The organism is Kitasatospora sp. NPDC091207 (assembly GCF_044768625.1).
GTDB lineage: Bacteria > Actinomycetota > Actinomycetes > Streptomycetales > Streptomycetaceae > Kitasatospora.
In genome coordinates, this window is sequence record NZ_JBIVVS010000009.1 from 148,736 (window position 1) to 170,376 (window position 21,641).

Genomic DNA, 21,641 nt, shown 5'->3' on the forward strand with positions numbered 1-21,641 from the left:
GGTGGGGTGCGGGTGGGGCCGGGGCGCAGGAGCCGGCGGGCGGGCGCGGGCCTGGGGCGCTCGTGGCGCCGGGCGGGCGCGGGCCGGGTGGCGGGCGCGGGTGGGTCGTTCGGCCCTTCCCCGTGCCGCGTGGCACCGGGATCGTGAGCGCCGCACGGGTGTGCGGGGCGCACCGGTGGGAAGACGTGACGGGACGGCGAACGGCGTGACGGGACAGGAGAGGCCTGAGGTGGGCGAGTTGGTCGCGATACAGGTGGGTGAGGGGCTGTCGCGGGGCGTCGTGATCGACGCCAGGGCCCGGATCGCCGCGGTGGTGGGCGGGGCGGACGCCCTGGTCGAGGCGGTCCGGGTGCGGATCCGGCCGATCGGCGCGGCGAGCGTGCTGGCGCAGGTCAACGCCGAGGTGGACGGCCGGCGGATCCGCGTCCAGGAGGCCGCCGCCGACCGGGCGGCGGCCCTGGACCTGCTGGCCGACGGGCTGCGCGCCCGGATCGCGGCCGTCACCACCGGGTGGACGCCGCTGCCGTGGCCGCGCCGGGCGGGCGGGCGCGGTCTGCTGTCCGGCATTCCCGCGCAGGGCGGGCCGTCGCGCGCCGTCCGGGCGCCGGTGTCCGCCGGGGCGGCACCGTTCGCCGCGCACCCGTGCACCGGGCTCCCGCTGAGGTCCTCGGGCGGGCCGCGTCACATCGTGCGGCGCAAGGAGGCCCACCTGGTGTGGTGCTCGCCGGACGCGGCGGCCCGGACCATGGACGCGATGGACTTCGACGTCCACCTGTTCACCGACCCGGCCACCGAGACCGATGCCGTCGTCCACCGGATCGGCCCCACCGGCTACCGCCTCGCGCGCACCACCGCCGCCGGCCCGCCCACCCGGCCGGCCGTCCCGTTCACCCTCAGCCCGTTCGGCGCCCCGGAGCTGACGGAAAGTCAGGCCGTCGACCGGCTCTGCGCCGCGGACCTGCCGTTCCTGTTCTTCGCCCAGCCCGGGACGCGGCGCGGCCGGGTGCTCTACCGGCGCTTCGACGGCCTGCTCGGCCTGATCACGGGCACATCGTGAGCGACGAGGTCGTCCGCCACCGGCTGCGCACGCTGCGCCGGCTGGCCGGGCAGTCCCCGGGCGGGCGCCGCCCGGCCGCGGGGGTGGCCCCGCCGCGCCGGCTGGTGCCGATCGAACGGGCCGAAGCGCTGCGGCTGTTGGGCGGTGTGCCGTTCGGGCGGATCGTGTTCACCGTCCGGGCGCTGCCGGCCGTCCGCCCGGTCAACCACCTGCTCGTCGACGACACCGTGGTGATCCGCACCCACGACGCGGCCGCGCTGGGCACGGCCGCCCTCGGGGCCGACGCGGCGGGCGTCGTGGTCGCGTACGAGGCCGACGCCATCGATCCGCGGACCAGGCTCGGCTGGAGCGTGGTCGTCACCGGCTATGCCCGCCCGGTCACCGACCCGGTCCGACTGGCCCGCTACGGCGAGCTGTTGACGCCCTGGGTGGACGCCGCCATGGACCACACCGTGGCCATCCAGCCGGACCTGGTCACGGGCTACCGGCTGACCGAGGCCGGGTCCGGAGCCGCGGCGGCTGCCGCTCGGTAGCGCCGCCCTGCCGCCGGAACGCCCCCCGCCGGTGGCCCCCGGGGGCGGGCGGGTGCTGTGGGGCGGGCCCGGCGGAGCGCCGGCGCGGGTGGTGTGACGGGCCTCGGCCCCCGACCCGCACCGGCGCTCCGCCGTGCGCCGGGTCCGCGCGTCGGGTCCGCGCGCCGTGTCAGTGCCGGGAGCCCCTGCCCCGGGTCCGCGCCCCGCGTCCGTGCCGGGAGCCCGTGCCCGGGGTCATCCGTCGGGCCCCGGATCCTCGGCGGAGGTCCCGGGCCGCCGCCCGGAACGCGGGCCCATCGGCCCGGACCCGCCGGGCCCAACGGCCCTGGGGCGCAAGGCCGTCGAGTTCTGATCATGGATCGCCATCCATCCGCAGAAGTTCGAAGGAGTGCGTCCTTGAGCGCCATCGAGGCACCGGGCGACAGTGCGCCGCCGTCGGCCGTCCGGCCGGCAGGAGTACGGCCCGGCCGTCGGCCCGGCTCGGCCCTGGTCAGGCTGCTGACGACCACCGACCACAAGACGATCGGCTCCATGTATCTGGTGTCGGCGTTCGGGTTCTTCCTGATCGGCGGTGTCCTGGCCCTGGTCATGCGCGCCGAACTCGCCCGGCCGGGGACGCAGATCCTCTCCAACGAGCAGTTCAACCAGGCCTTCACCATGCACGGTTCGGTGATGCTGCTGCTGTTCGCGATGCCGCTGTTCACCGGCTTCGCCAACTGGATCATGCCGCTGCAGATCGGCGCGCCCGACGTCGCCTTCCCCCGGCTGAACATGCTGGCCTTCTGGCTGTTCATGTTCGGCTCGCTGATCGCCGCCGCCGGCTTCGCGACCCCGCAGGGCGCGGCCGACTTCGGCTGGTTCCTCTACGCCCCGCTCTCGGACGCGGTCCACTCGCCGAGCATCGGCGCCGACATGTGGATCATGGGCGTCACGCTCTCCGGCTTCGGCAGCATCCTCGGCGCGGTCAACTTCATCACCACCATCATCTGCATGCGCGCCCCGGGCCTGACCATGTTCCGGATGTCCATCTTCTGCTGGAACGTGCTGCTGACCTCCGTCCTGGTCCTGATGGTCTTCCCGGTGCTGGCCGCCGCGCTGCTGGCGCTGGAGTGCGACCGGAAGTTCGGCTCGCACGTCTTCGACCCGGCCAACGGCGGGGCCATGCTCTGGCAGCACCTGTTCTGGTTCTTCGGCCATCCCGAGGTCTACATCCTGGCGCTGCCGTTCTTCGGCATCGTCTCCGAGGTGATCCCGGTCTTCTCCCGCAAGCCGATGTTCGGCTACGCGGGCCTGATCGCCGCCACCGTCGCGATCGCGGGCCTCTCGGTGACGGTCTGGGCGCACCACATGTACGTCACCGGCCAGGTGCTGCTGCCGTTCTTCTCCTTCATGACCTTCCTGATCGCCGTCCCGACCGGGGTGAAGTTCTTCAACTGGGTCGGGACGATGTGGAAGGGCTCGCTGAGCTTCGAGACCCCGATGCTCTGGACGGTCGGCTTCCTGGTCACCTTCCTCTTCGGCGGGCTGACGGGTGTGCTGCTGGCGGCGCCGCCGATCGACTTCCACGTCTCGGACTCGTACTTCGTCGTCGCGCACTTCCACTACACCCTGTTCGGCACGGTGGTCTACGCGATGATGGCCGGCTTCCACTTCTGGTGGCCGAAGATGACCGGCAAGATGCTCGACGAGCGGCTCGGGCGGATCAGCTTCTGGACCCTCACCATCGGGTTCCACAGCACCTTCCTGGTCCAGCACTGGCTGGGCGCCGAGGGCATGCCGCGCCGCTACGCCGACTACCTCGCCTCGGACGGCTTCACGGCCCTCAACACCGTGTCCACCCTCGGTTCGTTCCTGCTGGGCCTGTCGATCCTGCCGTTCCTCTACAACGTCTGGAAGACCGCCAAGTACGGCGAGCGGGTCACGGCGGACGACCCGTGGGGCTACGGGCGGTCGCTGGAGTGGGCGACCTCCTGCCCGCCGCCCCGGCACAACTTCGTCACCCTGCCCCGGATCCGCTCGGAGTCCCCGGCCTTCGACCTGCACCATCCCGAGATCGCGGCACTGGACTTCCTGGAGAACAACGGCGAACCGGCCAAGCACCTGGCCGGCGTCACTCCGGCCAGGTACGACGAGCCGGCCCGCCGCGCGCTGCGGCGCGGCGACCGGACACCGGACCGCTGACGGACCGCGGCCGGCGGGGCTGTCCGCCGACCGGCCGCTCGGCCCCGAACGCCGTCCCCGCCCGAACGCCGTCCCCGCCCGGTCGTCGCCCCCGGGCGGGCGGGGACGGCCCCACCCGCCCGGACCGACCCGGGGACCCCCCGGTTGAGGAGCACACGGCATGTCCCACACCGTCCTGGCCATCGGCACCGCCGGGCTCACCGCGTCCGGCTGCGTCTGGTACCTGCCCGCCGTCGCCGACCTCCGGGCGGGCGAGGACCGGACCCGGTCCGCCCGCACCGCCGCCGCGGCGTGCGTCGTCTGGTGGGCGGGGCTCGCGCTCGCCGGCCCCCTCCTGCTGGTCGTCCCCGATTGGCAGCCCGCCGCCCGGATCGCGCTGGCGGGACTGGTCGCCGGCGTGATCCTGCGGGTCCGGGCCCTTCGCCACCGCCGGCGCGAGCAGCGCGAGTGCGGCCTGCGCTGGGCGATGCTGGGAGCCGGCCCCGTGCCGCCGGGCCCGCGCCCGGCCGCGCGCGTCGTGGCGGGCGGGCTGTTCACCGGCCTGGCCGTCGCCTCGCTCGGCGCCCTCTGCCTCCTGTTCACCGGCGGCGGACCGCTCGCCGCCCGGCTCGCCGCCGCGGCCGTCGGCGCGCTGGTGGTCCCGACGGCGTGCCTGCTGGCCGGCCGCCGCCACCGGCCCTGACCGGGGCGGCCGCCTCCGCCGCCCCGGCCGACCGTGCGGCACCGGCTGACCGGGCGGCCCGGGCGGCCCTCGTCGGCGGCCCGGGCCCGCCGGTGCCGGAGTACCCGGCGCAATGGGGTCGTTGGGCCCTTGGCCGGCACCCGCCGGTCGGCGATGATGCGGTGGGCCCGCAGCAGTGTGCCGGGCGCGAGGAAGGTGGAGCCGCGAGATGGCGAGCAAGACGGCCGGTACCGACACCCCGGCACCGGTCAGGGTGTTCCTGCTGGACGACCACGAGGTGGTACGCCGGGGCGTCCACGACCTGTTGGACGGCGAACCCGACCTGGAGGTGGTCGGCGAGGCCGCCACCGCCGAGCAGGCGCTCGTCCGGGTCCCCGCGCTGCGCCCCGACGTGGCCGTCCTGGACGTCCGCCTCGGTGACGGCGACGGCGTCTCCGTCTGCCGCGAACTGCGGTCCCGGATGCCCGACCTGGCCTGTCTGATGCTCACCTCCTTCGACGACGAGGAGGCGCTGCTCGACGCGGTGATGGCGGGCGCGGCCGGTTACGTCCTCAAGCAGATCAGCGGCACCGACCTGGTCGCCGCCGTCCGGACGGTCGCCTCCGGCCGCTCGATGCTCGACCCGGGCGCCGCCACCCGGCTGCTCAACCGGCTGCGCAGCGACGCGGCCCCGCCGCAGCACACCGCGACCGGTCCGGAGCTGACCGTGCGCGAGCAGGAGGTGCTGGCGCTGATCGGTGAGGGCCTGACCAACCGGCAGATCGGCGAGCGCCTCTACCTCGCCGAGAAGACCGTGAAGAACCATGTCTCCCGCCTGCTGGCCAAGCTCGGCGTGGAGCGGCGTGTCCAGGCCGCGCTGATCGCGACCGAGCTGCGCCAGTCCGCCGCCGACCGGCCGGCCCACCCGCGCCCCTACGGCGGCCTGCGCGGCTGACCCCCGGGCTCGGGGCGGGCGGCTGACCCCCGGGCTCGGGGCGGGCGGACGAACAAGGACCCTCGACGGGACCATCGGCCCTCGCCCCGCCCCCGTCCGGCGCGTGACCATCGCTGGTATGAACCCCGATCGTGAAGCGCCGGCCGTGCAGGTGGAACCGGACGGGCGGCGGCCGCCCGGCGTGCGGGACCTCGACCGGGCCCGGGCGCTGGAACTGCTGGCCGGGACGGAGGTCGGCCGGGTGGTCTACACCGTCGGCGCGCTGCCGGCCGTGCTCCCGGTGTGCTTCCGGCTGGACCCGGCCGGGGGCGTGCTGCTGTCCGCCCTGGCCGGCTCCGAACTGGCCCGGGCGGTGGACGGCGCGGTGATCGCGTTCGAGGCGGACGAGCTGGACGGCGCCGACGGTACCGGCTGGTGCGTCACCGTCCTGGGCCGCGCGGAGGTCCGGCCGGCGGCGGACCGGGCGGACGCGGTGGGCCGGGTGAGCCCGGTGGACCGGGCGGACCGGGCGGACCGGGCGGACCGGGCGGACGTCGCGGGGGCCGGCGCGGCGGCGCGGCGGACGGGGGCCGGGGCGGGTGGTGATCCGGATCGGTCCGGAACTGGTGGTCGGCCGACGCCTGACCATCGACGGCTGACCACCCGCCGCCCCGGTTCGTCGCGGGTACACCCCCCCGTCCTCACACCCCCCGCCCGTCCTCACACCCCCAGCGGGGCCTCCCACACCACCCGGGTGCCGCCGCCCTCCGCCTCCCGCACCGCGAAGCTCCCGCCCGCCCGCTCCGCCCGCTCGGCGAGGTTGCGCAGGCCGCTGCGCCGCCCGCCCTCGGGGACGCCCACGCCGTCGTCCGTGACGGTGAGCGTCACCCGGCCGCCGAGCGCCCGCAGCGCGACCTCCACCCGGCCGGCCCGCGCGTGCCGTGCCGCGTTGCTGAGGGCCTCGCCGAGGACGGCCATCACATGCTCGGCGAGCTCCTGCGGCACATCGGTGTCCAGCAGCCCCTCCATGCTGAGCCGCGGCGCGAAGCCGAGCGTCGTGTGCGCGTCGCCGACGGCGCGGGTGGCACGGGCCCGCAGGCTCCGGTCGGGCTCGCTGTGGGCCCGCAGCCCGAAGATCGTCGAGCGGATGATCTTGATCGTCTCGTCCAGGTCCGCGACCGCGCGGCCGACCCGGTCCGCCGCGCTCGGACTCTCGATCAGCCGGCCCGCGCTCTGCAGGGTCATCCCGGTGGCGAAGAGCCGCTGGATCGCCAGGTCGTGCAAGTCCCGGGCGATCCGGTCGCGGTCCTCCAACAGTGTCAACTGCTCGGCGTCCCGGCGGCGTTCGGCCAGCTCCAGGGCGAGCGCCGCCTGGTCGGCGAAGCCCAGCAGCGGGCCGGTCTCCTCCGCGGTGAACGGCGGCCGTCCGCACTCCCGGGCGAGCAGCAGCACACCCCGTCCGTACCCGGCGCCGGTGCCCAGCGGTACCGCGACCGCCGGGCCCAGACCGTCGAACCGGCCGGGCGGCCCGGCCGCGAACCGGGCGTCGAGCGCCAACTCCTCACTGGTCACCGGTGATCCGGAGGCGTACGCGGCGCCGGAGAGCGTGCCGTCGACCGGTACCGTCACTCCGAGCCGGGCGCTCTGCTCGCCGCCCAGCGCGACCTCGACCGTCAGCTCGGCGGCCCGCTCGCCGGGCCCGGCCAGCGCGACCGAGACGTCCGCCAGCTCGGCGTCGGCGATCTCCCGGGCCCGGCGCGCGATCAGCTCCACCACCGCGAGCCGGGGCGCGCCCGACAGCAGGCTGCGGGTGATCTCGGCGCTCGCCCGCAGCCAGCGCTGCTGGCGCTGCGCCTCCTCGTACAGCCGGGCGTTGTCGATGGCCACCCCGGCCGCCACCGCCAGGGTGGAGATGACCGCCTCGTCGTCGGCGTCGAAGTCCACGCCGCCGCGTTTGTCGGTGAGGTACAGGTTGCCGAACACCTCGCCGCGCACCCGCACCGGCACCCCGAGGAAGGTGTGCATCGGCGGGTGGTGGGCGGGGAAGCCGACCGAGGCCGGGTGGTCGGACAGTACCGGGCAGCGCAGCGGCTCCGGGTGGCGGATCAGCTGGCCGAGGATCCCGTGACCGGCCGGCAGCGGCCCGATCGCCTCGGTCTCCTCCGCCGTCAGACCGACCGTCAGGAACTGGGAGAGCGTGTGCCCGTCGGCGCCGATCACGCCCAGGGCCGCGTACCGGGCGTCGACGAGGTCGGCGGCGGCCTCGACGATCCGGTGCAGCGCCTGGGACAGATCGAGTTCGCGGCCGACCGCCAGCACCGCCTCCAGCAGGCTGTGCACCCGGTCCCGGGTGCCGCGCGCCGCGTCGATCCGCCACTGGAGCTCCTCCAGCAGCTCGTCCAGGCGCAGCTGCGGCATCCGCGTGCCGGTCCCGCCGTCGGGCGCCCTGCCCGCCGGACCGCCGGTGCCCGCCCGCGTACCGTCCGCGCCGCCCACCGGCGTCCTCCTCGACGTTCTGTGGTGATCCGTTCCGTCCCCGGCCGACCGGCCGGGAGGATTGTCGGATTCACGGTAGTGCCCGCGTACACCCGCCCCGGACGCCGGGGTCCGTCGTGTACACACCCGGCGGGACCTCCGGCCCTGACGGGAGGGACCGGCGGCCCTGGCGGCCACCCCGCCCCGGGGCCGAGGGTGGGGGGGTCGACGGTGCGTCAGGACGCGCCGCCGGCAGCAGAGGCCCGTGATCCGCAGCGGAAGGAATTCCCATGACGCCCCCTGTTCTGGCCGGAGTCGACGGCTCGCCCGCGAGCACCGCCGCCGCCCACTGGGCCGCCGAGGAGGCACTGCGCCGGGACGCCCCGCTGCGCCTGGTGCACGCCTGGCCCTGGCTGACGGACGGCCGGGCCGCGTTCGCCGACACCGACGCGCTGCCCGCCGCCGCCCAGCAGGTGGTGCTCGACGCGGCCGCCGCGATCCGCCGCGGCCACCCCGGCCTGGCCGTGCGGGCCGACGTGGTGCTCGACGCCGCCGTGGACGGGCTGGTCGCCGCCGCCGCGGACGCCGCGCTGCTGGTCCTCGGCTCGCGCGGTCTGGGCGGCTTCGCCGGGCTGCTGCTCGGCTCGGTGAGCAGGGCGACCGTCGCCCGCAGCGCCGTGCCCGCGGTCGTGGTCCGGCCGAGCGGCCGGCCTGACGGTACGACCGGGGCCCCGGCGGCGCCGCCCGAGGTCGTGGTCGGGATCGACACCCGGGCCGTGGACGAGGCCGTGCTGGCGTTCGCCTTCCGCGAGGCCGGGCTGCGCGGGGCCCGGCTGCGGGCCGTGCACGGCTGGGACCTGCCGCCGGCCTTCGCGACCGTGGGCTTCGTCCCGTCGGGGCCCGAGGTCGCGGAACTCGAAGCGCTGGAGACGAAGGCGCTCTCCCTGGCGCTCGCCGAGTGGCGTGACCGGTACCCGGGGACGGAACTCGTCGAGCAGGTCGGGCTCGGCGCCGCCCGCACGCTGGTGGCGGCGGCGGGGACGGCGGACCTGGTGGTGGTCGGCCGGCGCGACCGCCCGCACGACATCGGCCGGCGGCTCGGCCGGGTCGCCCACGCCGTCCTCCAGCACGCGGACGCCCCGGTCGCCGTGGTGCCGCACCCCTGAGGGCCGGGGGGGCCGGGCCATGTCCAGCTGGTGCTCCGCTCCGGGTGCGGCCCGCCCGGGCCGGCGACCCCGCGCCGGCCGGTGACGGAGACGCTGGACGGCCCGGACCGGCCGTGACGTGCGAGGCCCGACCGGGCCCGGCCGCTCCGCCCCCGGCTTTCGCCCCCGGCGGGCCGGCCGGGCCCCGGCGCGTCAGCCGGCGCGCCGCCCGCCGGGTGGCACGACCTCGGCCCGCACCCGCAGATCCGGGCTGTGGCGGAAGGTGAGGGTGAACTCCACCCACTGCCCGGCCCGCAGGGCCGGCGGCCCGACGATCATCAGGTCGGCGTCCTCCGGTGACATCACCAGTTCGCCGCGCTCCGGCACGGGCAGTGCGGCGGCCGGCTCCCACCGGCCCGACGCGCCCTGGTGCCGGTGCCGCTTCAGCGTGACCCGTCCATCCAACTCCCAGCTCGCACCGGTGAGTTCGTCAGGGATGTCGCCGGGGTTGCGGAGCGTGAAGAAGGCGGCCGTGGCCGTCGCCCCGCCGGTCGTCGGCAGCAGCACCCAGCCCGGTCCGGCCTCCACCGGGCGCTGCCGCCCGGCCCCGCCGACCGCCGTCCACCCGGAGAGCAGGGCCAGTGCCACCGCGGCCGCCGCCACCGGCGGTAGGGCCACCCGCAGCCGCCGGAGCGCGGGGTCGCCGATCGCGGCCCTCACCCGGTCACCGCCGCGGCGCCGCGGCGCCCACGCGCCGCCGGACCCCCACCCGGCCGGGCGCCACCCTCGCCCCCGCCCCGACGGGCGGCGCCGCCGCGCCCCGGCCGCCAGGTCCGCAGCCGCAGACTGTTGCCCACCACCAGCAGTGAACTCAGCGACATCGCCACCGCCGCCAGCATCGGGTTCAGCAGCCCGACCGCGGCCAGCGGGATCAGCACCACGTTGTAGCCGAACGCCCAGAGCAGGTTGACCCGGATGGTGGCCAGCGTCCGGCGGGCCAGCCGGACGGCATCCACCACCGCCTCGATGTCCCCCCGCACCAGGGTGAGCCCGGCCGCCCCGATCGCGGCGTCACTGCCGGAGGCGAGCGCCACGCCGAGGTCCGCCGAGGCCAGCGCGACGGCGTCGTTGACGCCGTCGCCGACCACCGCCGTGGTCCGGCCGGCGGCCTTCAGCTCGGCGACCACCTCCGCCTTGCGCGCCGGCGAGGCCGAGTGGTGCACCTGCTCGATGCCCAGCTCGCCCGCCACCGCACGGGCCGCGCCGGGGCCGTCCCCGGTCAGCAGGACGGTCTCCAGCCCGAGCGCGCGCAGCCGGTGGAGCGCCCGCCAGCTGCCGGAGCGCAGCGTGTCCCCGACCGCGAGCAGGGCCACCGGCCGGCCGTCCAGCTCCACCAGCACCGGCGTGCGGCCGGCCGCCCCGGCCCGGTCCAGTGCCCCGGCCAGCGGGGCGGGCAACGGCCCGGCCGCGTCCTCCGGCCGGACCACGCGGACCGGCCACCCCTCGACGGTGCCCGACACGCCGACCCCGGCGGTGGCCGTGAAGCCGTCCACCGCCGGGAGCGGCCCGCACCGCGCCCGGGCCGCCGCCAGGACGGCCCGCCCGACGGGGTGCTCCGAGTGGTGCTCGACCGCGCCCGCGAGCCGTAGCACCGCGTCCGCGTCCACGCCGGGGGCGGTGGTCAGTTCGGTGAGCTCCGTCCGCCCGGTCGTCAGCGTCCCGGTCTTGTCCAGCACCACGGTGTCGATCCGGCGCAGGCTCTCCAGCACCTCCGGCCCGCGCACCAGGACACCCAGCTCCGCGCCCCGGCCGGTCGCCGCCAGCAGCGCGGTCGGCGTGGCCAGGCCCAGCGCGCACGGGCAGGCCACCACCAGCACCGCGACCGCGGCCGTCACCGCCGCTTGCGGATCGGCGCCCGCGCCCAACCAGAAGCCGAGCACGGCGACCGCCACCGCCAGCACGCAGGGCACGAACACACCGGCCACCGCGTCCGCGAGCCGCTGCGCCTTGGCCTTGCCGGCCTGGGCGTCCGCCACCAGCGCGGTGATCCGGGCCAGTTGGGTGTCCGCCCCGACGGCGGTGGCCCGGACCACCAGCGCGCCGCCGACGTTCACGGTGGCGCCCGCCACGGCGTCCCCGGGCCCGACCTCCACCGGCGCGCTCTCCCCGGTCAGCAGGCTGAGGTCCAGGGCCGAGCCGCCGTCCACCACCACCCCGTCGGTGGCCACCCGCTCGCCCGGCCGGACCACGAACTCCCCGCCGGGCAGCAGCTGTTCGATCGGGATCAGCCGCTCCTGCCCGGACCCCGGATCCCGGACGCACACCTCCTTGGCGCCCAGCTCGGCCAGCGCCCGCAGCGCCGAACCGGTGCGCCGCCGCACCCTGCCCTCCAGCAGCCGCCCGGCCAGGACGAACAGCGGCACCCCGACGGCCGCCTCCAGGTAGACGTGCGCGCCGCCGCCGTCGGCGGTGAGCGAGAACGGCATCCGCATGCCGATCGCGCCCGCCCCGCCGAACAGCAGCGCGTACCCGGACCAGCCGAAGGACGCCAGCACGCCGAGGCTGACCAGGGTGTCCATGGTGGCCGTGCCGTGCCGCAGGCCCTGCCGGGCCCGCCGGTGGAACCCGGCCGAACCCCACGTCACCACCGGGACGGCCAGCCCGAAGCAGAGCCACTGCCAGGCCGGGAACTGCAGCGACGGCACCATCGACAGCAGCAGCACGGGCACGGCCGCCAGGGCGGTCACCAGCAGCCGCCGGCGCTCGGCGGGCTCCTCCCCGTGCTCCACCGGCGGCTGCCCCGCCTCGGCCGGGGCGGCCGTGTACCCGGCCCGCTCGACCGCGGCGACCAGGTCCCCGACGCCCACCCCGGCCGGGTGCAGCACCCGGGCGCGCCCGGTGGCGAGGTTGACGCCGGCCGTGACCCCGTCGATCCGCGCCAGCCGCTTCTCCACCCGGCCGACGCAGGCCGCGCAGGTCATCCCGCCGACCGTGAGGTCGGTACTGACCAGCGCCCCGGCCTGCGGGTCCGCCACGGGACTCACCGGCCCGCCCCCATGTCGTGCCCGCTCATCCCCGGTGCGCCCCCGCCGCCGCTGCCGGGCGTCAGGCCCGGTGACACCGGTCCGGCGCCGCGCCCCAGCGCGAACGCCGCCACGAACACCACCACCAACAGCAGGGCGAACCCCGCCACCACACTCCACGGCCGGCCACCCGGCGACATCGCACTCACCCTCCACCAGTCGGCCCGCCACCCGCCCTGGTTCCCGTACGGTGCGCATCGCCCCACCGGGCCACGCCGGCCCGGACCCGTCCCGGGCCGTTCGGGCGTCAGCGGCTCAGGCCGCGGCCTTCACCGTGCCGCCGGGGAGTGGTGAACCGTTGGCCGTCCGCAGCGCGCACATCACCTACCGGAACCCCTGGTTCCCAAGGCCCTCGTCGCCCGTCCGGGCGACGAGGCCGCGGCTGCCCTCGGCCCGCTCGCCGGGCCACGCCGGGGCCGGAGCCGCCTGTGCGGCCCCGGCCCCGGCGGCCTGCGACGGTCAGCGGCGGGCCGTCCGGTTGTCGAGGTGGGCGATCACCGAGGTGTGGAACCGCTCGACGGCGGCGTCGACGCTGCGGATGAAGCCCGACTCGGCGTTGCCCCGCACCTTGCCCGCCGCGGTCAGGAGCAGCACGGACACGTCGGCGTCCCCGTCGCCGCCCGGGCTGCTCCAGCCGAGGCTCACGATGACGGAGTCGGCGCTGTCGCTCAGCGCCGCCAGGCCGACGTTGGCGCCCTTGACCATGTCCTGCACGAATGTCCCCCGGAGGACCAGGGCCGCCCAGCGGACGGCCGTCGAGTGTGGGTGCGGCCGCCGACCGGTGCCCAGGGCGGCCGGCAGGGAGCCTAGCCACTTTCACGGCCGGCCTGACCAGGCTTTGAGCAGATTGTGTGCATGCAATCGGAACGTGATCTTCTGAGGTCGGTGACGGTGCCTCCGGCCGCCGGGGGCACCCGAACGGGGCAGCAGGTTTCGCGGCGGAAGCGGTCGTTGCGAAGCATGGGGACGTAGGGGCCGTCGGCCGCTGGACACCGATCAGAAGAGGGAACCCCGGTGCGTGAACTCCATAGCTTCCCGAACCGTCATGCCGAGGGTGCCCGCCGGAGGTGGGCGGGGCCGCGTGCCGTGGCGTTGGTGGCCGCGCTGACCGGGGCCCTCGTGCTCGCCGCGTGCAGCAGCTCCTCGACCAATCCGTCGGTCACCGCCTCGGGGCCGGCGACGCTGAGCACGGCGCCCAACCCGTCCTCGTTCTCCGGGGAGCCGCCGTCCGGGCTGGCCTCGACCGCGGAGTCGGCGCTGGCCTCGGTGTCGGCGGCGGCCGAGTCCGCCTCGGCTGCCGCCGCCTCGTTCGCGGCGTCGGTCTCGGCACAGGGCGAGCAGGTGCGGCAGAACGCGGTGGCCGCGCTGGGCACCGTGGGGAACGGGGGCAACGCGCTGAACGACATCACCGTGACCGGGGTGCCGCGGGCGCGGACCGGGGGGCTGCACGCCGTCGTGGTCACCATCACCAACAGCGGTCTGGACACCGCCTCGTACGCGGTGCAGGTCGACTTCGTCGACACCAGCGGGAAGGCCGTGGACAGCGCGGTCGTCGGCGCCGAACACCTCGCGCCCGGGGCGAAGGCCTCGCCGGTCGCGTTCAGCCGCCGGCCGGCCGACGAGACGCTGCTGCCCGTCGTGGTCCGGGCCGTGCGCTACTGACCCCGGGTGCCGCCCCCGGACGAGGTGCCGGGGGTGGCACCCGGACGGGCCGTCAGGGCAGCGGGACGCGGACGACCTGCGGGTCGTGATCGCTCAGCTGGGCCGGGAACTCGCTGTTCAGGTGGACGATGTCGTAGCCGTACGGCTTCGCCGCCAGCGCGCGGGAGATCAGGATGTGGTCCAGCACCTGCGAGTTGCCCTCGTAGACGTAGGTGTAGCGCTCGGTGAGGGGCAGCGTGCGGGGCAGGTCGACGAGGGAGCCACCGGCCGTGAGCAGGTCGGTGGTCTGCGAGAACTCGAAGTCGTTGAGGTCCCCGAGCACGATGACCGAGGCGTTCGGGTCGACCGCGAGGATCTGGTCGGTGAAGGTCCTCACCACCGTCGCCTGGGCGTGCCGCTGGGTCTCGGACGGCCGGGCGGGCTGCTGGTAGCGGCCGAAGAGGGGCTGGTCGCCGCCCTTGGAGTTGAAGTGGTTGGCGATCACGAAGACCGGCCCGCCCTGCCAGCGGAACTCGCCGGCCAGCGGCTTGCGACTGGCGGCGAAGGCGGAGTTGCCGGGGTCGAGGCGGCCGGGGGAGTACGCCAGCGCGGGCGTGCCGGCGTTGTTCAGCACGGAGTTCGCGGTGCCGGCGCCGGCACCGGGGCGGTCGGTGAAGCTCAGGCCGCGGTCGGTGCGGTAGAGGAACACCTGGCGGATGTTGCCGCCCGGCTGCCCGCCGTCCTGGTCGTTCTGCGGGTCGATCTGCCGGTACGTGTACGCGGGGCCGCCGGCGGCGGTGATCGCGGCGGTGAGCCGGGCGAGGGTCTGGTCGGCGGCGACCACGCCGTTGTCGGTGGCGCCGCTGTTGTCCTGGATCTCCTCCAGCGCGACCAGGTCGGGGGAGCGGAGGCGGCCGACGATGCCCGCCGCGAGCCCGTCGAACTTGCTCTGCGGGTCACTCGGGGCGAGGTTCTCCACGTTGAACGTCGCCGCCGCCAGCTCGCCGGGGGCCGCCGCCGCGGTGGTCTCCGGTGCGAGGCCGCCGGAGGAGACCGCCGGGGTGGCGGTGACCAGGAGCTTGAAGTTGCCGAAGGAGTAGTCGAGCACGCCGACCGTGGCACCGGTCAGGGTGTCGCCCACGGTCGCGGTCGGGGTGGGCGCCAGGACGTCGTCGAGGATCACCCGCTCCGGGTTGGCGTCGCCGGGCTGCAGCAGGACGCCGCCCCGGCCGGTGCGGGTGGTGCTCCCCGGCGGGACGACCGGGATCTCGCCGAACGCGCTGCTGGGGCCGACCACGGCCGCGTCGTCCAGCTCGACCCGCATGCCCTCCAGTGACTCCCAGAAGTCGAGCCCCTCGGTGGCGGGGTGGAAGGAGCCGGCGGTCTCGACGTCCCCCGAGGTCACGGCGGAGATCACCGAGGCGGGCGGCACCCGGCCGCCGGTGCCGACCACGGTCGCCGCGGGCAGCGGGGCGTTGTGCGCGAGCACGGCCACGCTCGGGCCGGTGAGCTCGGTGACGGTCAGGTTGGTGGTGCCGCCGGTGCCGCCGGGGCGGTACTCGCTCACCGTGCCGCCGACCGTCACCGAGTCGCCGACGGCGACCGCGGGCGCGGTGGCGGTGTAGACGTAGACCGCCTCGCTGGTGGCCGGGTCGGTGTCCGGCGCCGGGTCCTGGAACCAGAACCCGGCCGGGCCGACGGCCGTCACCACACCGGGGACCGCGCCGACCGGCCGGCCGGCCAGCGGGGAGGTGCGCGCCGCCCCCTGGATGTCGCGGATCCGGGTGCCGCCGGTGCCGCCGCCGGTGGTGGTGGAGTTGCGCGGGGCGGGCGCGGTGACGGCGAAGTCGGCCGCGTTGCTGTCGGTGTCCGTCGCGCCGCCGCCGGCCCGCAGTGCGGCCGTGCCGTTGGACAGGTTGCCGGTCGGGGTTCCCTCGGCCGAGCTCGCGGTGCTGCCGTACCCGACGAAGTCCTTGACACCCGGCTGGCCGACGCAGGCCGAAGCGCAGGTCAGCGCGGTGCCGTTGGTCACCAGCGCGACCTTGCCGGCGGTGGCGCCGAGAGCCAGGGTCCCGGTGGCGTCCGGGGCCGGCAGCGGGGCGCCCGCACCCGCGCCGGCGGCCTCCTGGACGAGGTAGTACGCACCGGGGGCGACGGTGCCGGAGAGCGTGGTCCGGGACCAGGACGATCCGGCCGCCGAGGCGTACTGGACGGTCCAGCCGGTGACGGAGACGGGGGTCGTGCCGCGGTTGTGGAGCTCGATGAAGTCGTTGGTGTACTGGGCGCCGGAGTTGCCGCCGCCGCCGTACACCTGGCTGATCACGATGTCCGGGGACACCGCCTGCGCGGTGCCGGCCGGAAGGGCCGACAGCGCTCCCACCACCACGGCGGCGCAAGCCACCGCCGTGGCACGGAGCCGGACTCGATCGGTTCGCCGCATCGGCTTTCCTCCTGGCGATCTGGTGACCTGGTGACCGGAGTGGTCCGGTGGCCTGACGGGTCCTGGCCGGTCCCGACGGGACCGGCCAGGACCGGGTGTGACCTGGAGATCTGGAGAACTGGCGGCCCGTCGGTCGGGCGGCCTGACGGCACGCCGGCCCGGCGGGCGGTGGAACGCGGGGCGGTGCGTATCCAACAGCGCCACCTGTGCCGTACCGCACGCTGCGCCCGACCGCCAGACGTACAGCGGAAGAACAGTTCGACCGCCCGCCCGGTCCGCCGCCCGGTCCGGCTCCGCCGGGGTCGCCGCGCGGGCCTCTTGCCGAGGGGGCTACCCGTCGGTAATTCTTGCTGACATCGCGTCCAACAGAGGAGCCGCATGCCCGCCGACGTCACCTTCGCGCTGCCCGCCCCGCACGGACCGGGGGAGGTGACCGTGCGCCACCAGCGGCTCGGGTCCGGCAGCCCGCTCCTGCTGCTGCACGGTGTGGGCCACCACTGGCAGGCCTGGGAGCCGGTGCTCCCGGCGCTGGCCGAGCGGCACGAGGTGATCGCCGTCGACCTGCCCGGGTTCGGCGCGTCCGCCGCCCTGCCACCGGGCGTGCCCTACGGGCTGGAGGCGGTGGTCCCGGTGCTCGGGGCGCTCTGCGCGGAACTCGGGATCGAGCGGCCGCACGTCGCCGGGAACTCGCTCGGCGGGCTGCTGGCCCTCGGCCTCGGCCGGGCCGGGCTGGCCCGCTCGGTGACGGCGCTGGCCCCGGCCGGGTTCTGGACGGAGGCCGAGCGCCGCTACGCCTACGCGGTGCTGGGCGGGATGCGGCTGGGCGCGCGGTTGCTGCCGGGGCCGGCCGTCGGGCGGATCGCCCGCACCACGGCCGGCCGCGCGCTGCTGGTCAGCACCATCTACGCCCGCCCGGGCCGGCGGCTGCCCGCCGCCGCGGCCGCCGAGACCAGGGCACTGCGCGAGGCGACCGGCTTCGGTCCCACCCTCGCGGCCGGTCGCGGTCTGCGCTTCACCGGGGACGTCGGCGCCGTGCCGGTCACCGTCGCCTGGGGCAGCCGGGACCGCATCCTGCCGCGCCGTCAGGGCGTGCGGGCGCTGCACGAACTGCCGGCGGCCCGGCTGATCCGGCTGCCGGGCTGTGGACACGTGCCGATGAACGACGATCCCGAGCTGGTCGCCCGGGTGATCCTGGAGAACTGCGCCCGGACGCCGGACCGGACGACCGCGCCGGAGCGGCTCAGTCCGTCAGCGTGATCCGGATGCCGACCGTGCCGCGCTCGCCGCGCCGCAGCCGGCTGCCGAGCAGGGTGACCACGCCCAGCAGACCGTACTTCTGCCGCAGCAGCGTCCGGTAGGCGGCGGTCCGCTCCGGTCCGAGGATCTCGGCGGTGGCCGGGTAGTGCTCGCCGGTCGGTCGGCCCTTGACGTCGCAGGGGCCGACCAGGACGTCCGCGCGGTTGCGGATGCGCTTGACCTTCCAGGAGTCGGCGACGGTCCAGACGCCGAGCGCCTCGCCGTCCCGGACCACCCAGACCGGGGTCGGCACGCCGGTGCCGTCCTTCTTGTAGGTGGTGACCAGCAGGTAGCTCCCGGCCGAGAGCCGGACCAGACGGTCGAGTCGGTCCTGCGGGGCGGGGGCGGGGGTGGCGGCGCTCATGGCCGCATTCTAGGACGCCCGGTCAGCGCCTGCGGCCCCGTCGCCCGCCCCGTCGTGCCCGCCGCCACCCGCCGGGCCGGTGTCCACCGGGCCCCCGTCCGCCCGGCGGTGGGCGATCCAGCGCAGGCCGTCCTCCCACGCCCGGTCGAGCGGCGCCAGCAGCGGGCCCTCGGCCGGGGTGACGGCGTCCGCGCCCAGGTGCTCGCGCAGACCGGTACGGCGCAGCAGGTCGGCGAGCGCGGGCTGGACGCCGGCCAGGACGAGCCGGCCGCCCTCCCGGTGCAAGGTGTCGGTGTAGCGGCGCAGCGCCTTGAGGATGGCCGAGGACGGGATGTCCGGCGCGGTGCGGACGACCAGTACCAGGACGGCGTCGTGGGCGCCCGTCGGTTCGGGCAGCCGGGTGCGCAGGGTGGGCAGTTCGGCGAACAGGCTGCTGCCCTCGTACTCCAGGACGGTGACCGCGCCGGCCGGGAGCCGCTCGGGGACGGCGGCGGTGCTCCAGCGGCCGTCGTCATCGCGGACCAGTGCGGTGAAGTGGGCCCGGCGGGCCGCCTGGACGCAGTAGAGCAGCAGGGAGAGCACCGCGCCGATGACGATCGCCTGTTGGAGCGGGAGCTGGGTGGTGGCGAGGAAGGTCACGGCCATCGCGGCGGCGGAGAGCTTCGAGGTGCGCAGGACCAGCAGGATGTCGGCCCGTTTGCCCCAGATGAGTTCGCCGCCGACGACCAGGATGAGCCCGCCGATCACCGGCATCGGGATGCGCTCGGCCAGCGAGCCGAGCAGCAGCACCACCAGGGCGAGGAAGACGCCGGAGACGACGCCGGCCCAGCGGGTGCGGGCCCCGGCGGAGGCGGCGACACCGGTGCGTGAGAGCGAACCGCCGGAGGGCAGCGCCTGGAAGAGGCCGCCGCCGACGTTGGCCACGCCCTGGGAGAGGAAGTCGCCGTTGACGCTGGACCGGCTGCCGTCCGGGTTGGGCATCGAGGGCGCGATGCCGGCGGCCTGGGCGAGCGCGACCAGCGCGACCGAGACCGCGCCGCCGGCCAGGTGCGGCACCGCGTCCAGCGAGGGGGCGGTGAACCCGGGGAGCGCGGCGGGGATGTCGGCGATGTCCCGGACCAGCTCGACCCCGGTGCCGAGCAGTCCCACCGCGAGGCTGACCGTCACCATGGCCACCAGCAGCGCCACCGGCTCCAGCCGTCCGACCGCCCGGGCCCCCGCCCAGACCGCCACGGTGGCGGCGGCCACCAGCGTCGCGGAGAGCTGCCAGTCGGGTAGGTGGCCGATCCAGTCGACGAGTTGGGTGAGCTTGTTGTGGCCGTGCGGCTGGTAGCCGGTGGCGTCCTTGAAGACGCCGGTGATGATCTGCAGGGCGATGCCGGTGGAGAAGCCCACCATGACGGCGTTGGAGACGAAGCTGAGCACCACACCGAGCCGCAGCAGACCCATGACCAGCATGACCACGCCGACCAGGACGGTCAGCGCCGCGACGTTGCCCGCGTCGTGCGGGTCCAGCCCGGCGTCCACGAGCACGCTCTGCCCGGTGAGCGCGATGGCGCTGGTGAGGGTGGTGACCATGAGGACGGTGGGCGCGGTGAGCGAGCCGAGGATCGGCGGGACGACGCCCGCGTAGAGGCCGGCGACCGGGTTGAAGCCGGCGATGCTCGCGTACGCCATGCCCTCGGGGATCGAGAACAGGCCGGTGACCATGCCCGCGGTCAGATCGGCGGATGTGGGCCGGCCCAATCGCCGGCCCAATCGCCGGCCCAATCGCCGGCCCATGCCGCGGCCGGTCCGCCGGCCGGGCTTCGGGGGGCGGGCACGGGCGGGGGCGGATGTCACGCGTCACCTCCGGGGGGTTCGGCCTGGGGACGGCGCGGGCCCGCCGCCCCGGCGTGGCCCGGGCGGCGGCGGGGCGGACCGGCGGGCCCGCGCCCGGGTGGGGGCGTGGGCCCGCGCTCCGGGTCAGGGCGTGACGACGGGGAAGGACCGGGCCGGCGTGGTGACGAGCGAGAAGAGCCGCGCGAGCAGCCCCTCGTCGCCCTCGTGCCGGATGCCGTCGAGGCCCCGGCCGGCCAGCAGCCCGAGCAGTTGCGGCCTGGTGAGGCTCAGCGTCAGCCCGGCCGCGGACCGGGGAGTGTCCCCGGCCGGGAAGGACCGGTGGGTCAGCGCGCCGTGCCGCAGCGTCAGGCGGTACCGCAGCCGCTCGTCGCTGAGGACCAGGTCGACGGTCAGGTCCTCGTCCCAGGCACGCGGCCCGTCGATCCGGATCGCGATCGAGTCGAGCAGCATGTCGGTGGTCAGCGCCGCCGTCATCTCGGGGTTGGCGGCGTCGAGCAGGACGGTTCCGGGGCCGTCGAGCAGTTCGACGGCGGCCATCAGGTAGAAGTTGCGCCAGGTGCCGTTCTCCGCGCCGTGGCCGAGCTTCCGGTAGACGCCCGCCAGCGCCTCCCTGGCGGCGGTGTTCGACGGATCGGCGAACACCACGTGGTTGAGCAGGGTGGCCGCGAAGCGCAGGTCCCCCGCGTCGGCGTAGGCACGGGCCTTGGCCAGCGCGGCCTCGCCGCCGCCGGCCACCTCCACGTACCGCCGCGCCTGCTCCACCGGCGGGTGCTCCCACAGGTGGGCCACGTTGCCGTCGAACCAGCCGAGGTAGCGCTGGTAGACGGCCTTGATGTTGTGGCTCAGCGAGCCGTAGTAGCCGTGGGTGTGCCAGCGCCGCTCCAGCGCGGGCGGCAGCCGCAGCTCTTCGGCGATCTCCGGGCCGGTCAGCCCGTCGTTGAGCCGGCGCAGGGTCTGGTCGTGCAGGTACGCGTAGAGGTCGCGTTGCTCCGAGAGGAAGGCGACCACCTCGTCGTGGCCCCAGGTCGGCCAGTGGTGCGAGGCGAAGGCCACGTCGTAGCGGCCGTCGAAGTACTCGATCGCCTCGTCCAGGTAGCGGGCCCAGATCCGGGCGTCGCGGACGACAGCGCCGCGCAGGGTCAGGATGTTGTGCATGTTGTGGGTGGCGTTCTCGGCCAGGCAGAGCGCCCGCAGCTCGGGGAAGAGGAAGTTCATCTCGGCCGGCGCCTCGGTGCCCGGGGTGAGCTGGAAGACGATCCGCACGCCGTCGACCGTCTCCTCCTGGCCGGTGCGGGTGATGGACACCGTCGGCGGGATGAGCGTGATGGTGCCGGTGGAGGTGGTCATGCCGAGGCCGGCGCCGATCTGCCCGTCGGGGGCCTTCGGCAGCCGGTCGCCGTACATGAACATGGCCCGCCGGGTCATCGCGTTGCCCGCGTAGACGTTCTCGCTGACGGCGTGCTCCAGGAAGCCGTCCGGCGCGAGGATCGGGATGCCCCCCTCGGTGCCGTGCGGCAGGACGCCGCGCGCGCCGCCGAAGTGGTCGCCGTGGGAGTGGGTGTAGACCAGACCGGTGACGGGCCGGTCGCCCCGGTGCTCCCGGTAGAGCGCGAGGGCGGCGGCGGCCGTCTCGGCGGAGATCAGCGGGTCGATCACGATCACCCCGCGCTCGCCCTCGACCAGCGTCATGTTGGACAGGTCGAGCCCGCGCACCTGGTAGACCCGCTCGGCCACCTGGTAGAGCCCCTGCCGGGCGCAGAGCCGGGCCTGCCGCCACAGGCTCGGATGGGCGGTGTCGGGGCACTCGGCGGTGAGGAACCCGTACGCGTCGTTGTCCCAGATCACGCGTCCGTCGGCGGCCTTGACCACACCGGGCGCCAGCGCTCCCAGGAAGCCGCGGTCGGCGTTGTCGAAGTCCGTGACGTCGTCGAAGGGCAGGTCGGTCATGCGTCGCTCCGTTCCATCGGTGTTCGGGCGGGCGGCGCCGGG

General features: G+C 75.9%; 17 protein-coding genes and 1 pseudogene. 9 read left to right on the forward strand and 9 right to left on the reverse strand.

All coding sequences use genetic code 11. The features are described 5' to 3' along the window. Nucleotides 1-229 precede the first annotated feature (229 nt). From ACIQTO_RS17690 to ACIQTO_RS17715, 6 genes and pseudogenes are all read left to right on the forward strand, one after another. Nucleotides 230-1,057: a sigma 54 modulation/S30EA ribosomal C-terminal domain-containing protein gene (locus tag ACIQTO_RS17690; protein ID WP_402388516.1), complete on the forward strand. Its 828-nt coding sequence runs from the start codon at nt 230-232 to the stop codon at nt 1,055-1,057. Nucleotides 1,058-1,098: 41 nt separating this feature from the next. Then, complete coding sequence (locus ACIQTO_RS17695; protein ID WP_402388635.1) at nt 1,099-1,590, forward strand: pyridoxamine 5'-phosphate oxidase family protein; 492 nt, start codon at nt 1,099-1,101, stop codon at nt 1,588-1,590. Between the two features lie 354 nt (nt 1,591-1,944). Further along, nucleotides 1,945-3,771 (forward strand): cytochrome c oxidase subunit I, encoded by a 1,827-nt coding sequence (gene ctaD, locus ACIQTO_RS17700; RefSeq protein WP_402388517.1) that lies wholly within the window; start codon nt 1,945-1,947, stop codon nt 3,769-3,771. A gap of 160 nt (nt 3,772-3,931) precedes the next feature. Continuing rightward, nucleotides 3,932-4,453 (forward strand): hypothetical protein, encoded by a 522-nt coding sequence (locus ACIQTO_RS17705; protein ID WP_402388518.1) that lies wholly within the window; start codon nt 3,932-3,934, stop codon nt 4,451-4,453. A gap of 208 nt (nt 4,454-4,661) precedes the next feature. Further along, nucleotides 4,662-5,387 (forward strand): response regulator, encoded by a 726-nt coding sequence (locus tag ACIQTO_RS17710; protein WP_402388519.1) that lies wholly within the window; start codon nt 4,662-4,664, stop codon nt 5,385-5,387. Nucleotides 5,388-5,505: 118 nt separating this feature from the next. Beyond that, a pseudogene (locus ACIQTO_RS17715) lies at nt 5,506-5,811 on the forward strand (pyridoxamine 5'-phosphate oxidase family protein); the annotation flags it as partial. A 275-nt stretch (nt 5,812-6,086) separates the two neighbouring features. Here ACIQTO_RS17715 and ACIQTO_RS17720 read toward each other — a convergent pair. After that, complete coding sequence (locus tag ACIQTO_RS17720; protein ID WP_402388520.1) at nt 6,087-7,784, reverse strand: GAF domain-containing protein; 1,698 nt, start codon at nt 7,782-7,784, stop codon at nt 6,087-6,089. A 347-nt stretch (nt 7,785-8,131) separates the two neighbouring features. Between ACIQTO_RS17720 and ACIQTO_RS17725 the strand changes: the two genes are divergently transcribed. Beyond that, the gene (locus ACIQTO_RS17725; RefSeq protein ID WP_402388521.1) at nt 8,132-9,007 is read left to right on the forward strand and encodes a universal stress protein; all 876 of its coding nucleotides are present in this window, start codon (nt 8,132-8,134) and stop codon (nt 9,005-9,007) included. Between the two features lie 192 nt (nt 9,008-9,199). On the opposite strand, the gene ACIQTO_RS17730 is transcribed toward ACIQTO_RS17725, so the two are convergent. The 4 genes from ACIQTO_RS17730 to ACIQTO_RS17745 form a co-directional block, all read right to left on the reverse strand. Next, nucleotides 9,200-9,706, reverse strand: coding sequence for a copper chaperone PCu(A)C (locus tag ACIQTO_RS17730; protein WP_402388522.1), 507 nt, complete (start codon nt 9,704-9,706; stop codon nt 9,200-9,202). Then, a complete protein-coding gene (locus tag ACIQTO_RS17735) occupies nt 9,703-12,021 on the reverse strand; it encodes a heavy metal translocating P-type ATPase (protein ID WP_402388638.1) in 2,319 nt (772 codons plus the stop codon). Before ACIQTO_RS17735 ends, ACIQTO_RS17730 begins: the two co-directional genes overlap by 4 nt. Before the next feature lie 5 nt (nt 12,022-12,026). Beyond that, nucleotides 12,027-12,209: a hypothetical protein gene (locus tag ACIQTO_RS17740; RefSeq protein ID WP_402388523.1), complete on the reverse strand. Its 183-nt coding sequence runs from the start codon at nt 12,207-12,209 to the stop codon at nt 12,027-12,029. A 319-nt stretch (nt 12,210-12,528) separates the two neighbouring features. Further along, the gene (locus ACIQTO_RS17745) at nt 12,529-12,774 is read right to left on the reverse strand and encodes a TerD family protein (RefSeq protein ID WP_402388641.1); all 246 of its coding nucleotides are present in this window, start codon (nt 12,772-12,774) and stop codon (nt 12,529-12,531) included. Between the two features lie 390 nt (nt 12,775-13,164). Between ACIQTO_RS17745 and ACIQTO_RS17750 the strand changes: the two genes are divergently transcribed. Next, nucleotides 13,165-13,731 (forward strand): hypothetical protein, encoded by a 567-nt coding sequence (locus ACIQTO_RS17750; RefSeq protein ID WP_402388524.1) that lies wholly within the window; start codon nt 13,165-13,167, stop codon nt 13,729-13,731. Between the two features lie 52 nt (nt 13,732-13,783). Here ACIQTO_RS17750 and ACIQTO_RS17755 read toward each other — a convergent pair whose 3' ends face one another. Beyond that, nucleotides 13,784-16,150, reverse strand: a complete 2,367-nt coding sequence (locus tag ACIQTO_RS17755) for a lamin tail domain-containing protein (RefSeq protein WP_402388525.1) — start codon at nt 16,148-16,150, stop codon at nt 13,784-13,786. Nucleotides 16,151-16,528: 378 nt separating this feature from the next. On the opposite strand from ACIQTO_RS17755, the gene ACIQTO_RS17760 reads away from it, so the two are divergent. Further along, a complete protein-coding gene (locus ACIQTO_RS17760) occupies nt 16,529-17,407 on the forward strand; it encodes an alpha/beta fold hydrolase (RefSeq protein WP_402388526.1) in 879 nt (292 codons plus the stop codon). Here ACIQTO_RS17760 and ACIQTO_RS17765 read toward each other — a convergent pair. The 3 genes from ACIQTO_RS17765 to ACIQTO_RS17775 all read right to left on the reverse strand — a co-directional run bounded on the left by ACIQTO_RS17765 (nt 17,391) and on the right by ACIQTO_RS17775 (nt 21,599). Then, the gene (locus ACIQTO_RS17765; RefSeq protein ID WP_402388527.1) at nt 17,391-17,810 is read right to left on the reverse strand and encodes a PPOX class F420-dependent oxidoreductase; all 420 of its coding nucleotides are present in this window, start codon (nt 17,808-17,810) and stop codon (nt 17,391-17,393) included. The two genes, ACIQTO_RS17760 and ACIQTO_RS17765, sit on opposite strands and share 17 nt — an antisense overlap. A gap of 9 nt (nt 17,811-17,819) precedes the next feature. Continuing rightward, nucleotides 17,820-19,592, reverse strand: a complete 1,773-nt coding sequence (locus ACIQTO_RS17770; RefSeq protein ID WP_402388528.1) for a SulP family inorganic anion transporter — start codon at nt 19,590-19,592, stop codon at nt 17,820-17,822. Nucleotides 19,593-19,775: 183 nt separating this feature from the next. Further along, on the reverse strand, nt 19,776-21,599 hold the full coding sequence (locus ACIQTO_RS17775; protein ID WP_402388529.1) for an alkyl/aryl-sulfatase: 1,824 nt from the start codon (nt 21,597-21,599) through the stop codon (nt 19,776-19,778). Nucleotides 21,600-21,641: the final 42 nt, after the last annotated feature.

Bases quoted from the DNA above. Each gene is read 5' to 3' on its own strand.
- ctaD (WP_402388517.1), top strand. From the start codon at position 1,945: ATGGATCGCCATCCATCCGCAGAAGTTCGAAGGAGTGCGTCCTTGAGC.
- ACIQTO_RS17705 (WP_402388518.1), top strand. From the start codon at position 3,932: ATGTCCCACACCGTCCTGGCCATCGGCACCGCCGGGCTCACCGCGTCC.
- ACIQTO_RS17710 (WP_402388519.1), top strand. From the start codon at position 4,662: ATGGCGAGCAAGACGGCCGGTACCGACACCCCGGCACCGGTCAGGGTG.
- ACIQTO_RS17720 (WP_402388520.1), bottom strand. From the start codon at position 7,784: ATGCCGCAGCTGCGCCTGGACGAGCTGCTGGAGGAGCTCCAGTGGCGG.
- ACIQTO_RS17725 (WP_402388521.1), top strand. From the start codon at position 8,132: ATGACGCCCCCTGTTCTGGCCGGAGTCGACGGCTCGCCCGCGAGCACC.
- ACIQTO_RS17740 (WP_402388523.1), bottom strand. From the start codon at position 12,209: ATGTCGCCGGGTGGCCGGCCGTGGAGTGTGGTGGCGGGGTTCGCCCTG.
- ACIQTO_RS17745 (WP_402388641.1), bottom strand. From the start codon at position 12,774: ATGGTCAAGGGCGCCAACGTCGGCCTGGCGGCGCTGAGCGACAGCGCC.
- ACIQTO_RS17755 (WP_402388525.1), bottom strand. From the start codon at position 16,150: ATGCGGCGAACCGATCGAGTCCGGCTCCGTGCCACGGCGGTGGCTTGC.
- ACIQTO_RS17760 (WP_402388526.1), top strand. From the start codon at position 16,529: ATGCCCGCCGACGTCACCTTCGCGCTGCCCGCCCCGCACGGACCGGGG.
- ACIQTO_RS17765 (WP_402388527.1), bottom strand. From the start codon at position 17,810: ATGAGCGCCGCCACCCCCGCCCCCGCCCCGCAGGACCGACTCGACCGT.
- ACIQTO_RS17770 (WP_402388528.1), bottom strand. From the start codon at position 19,592: ATGGGCCGGCGATTGGGCCGGCGATTGGGCCGGCGATTGGGCCGGCCC.
- ACIQTO_RS17775 (WP_402388529.1), bottom strand. From the start codon at position 21,599: ATGACCGACCTGCCCTTCGACGACGTCACGGACTTCGACAACGCCGAC.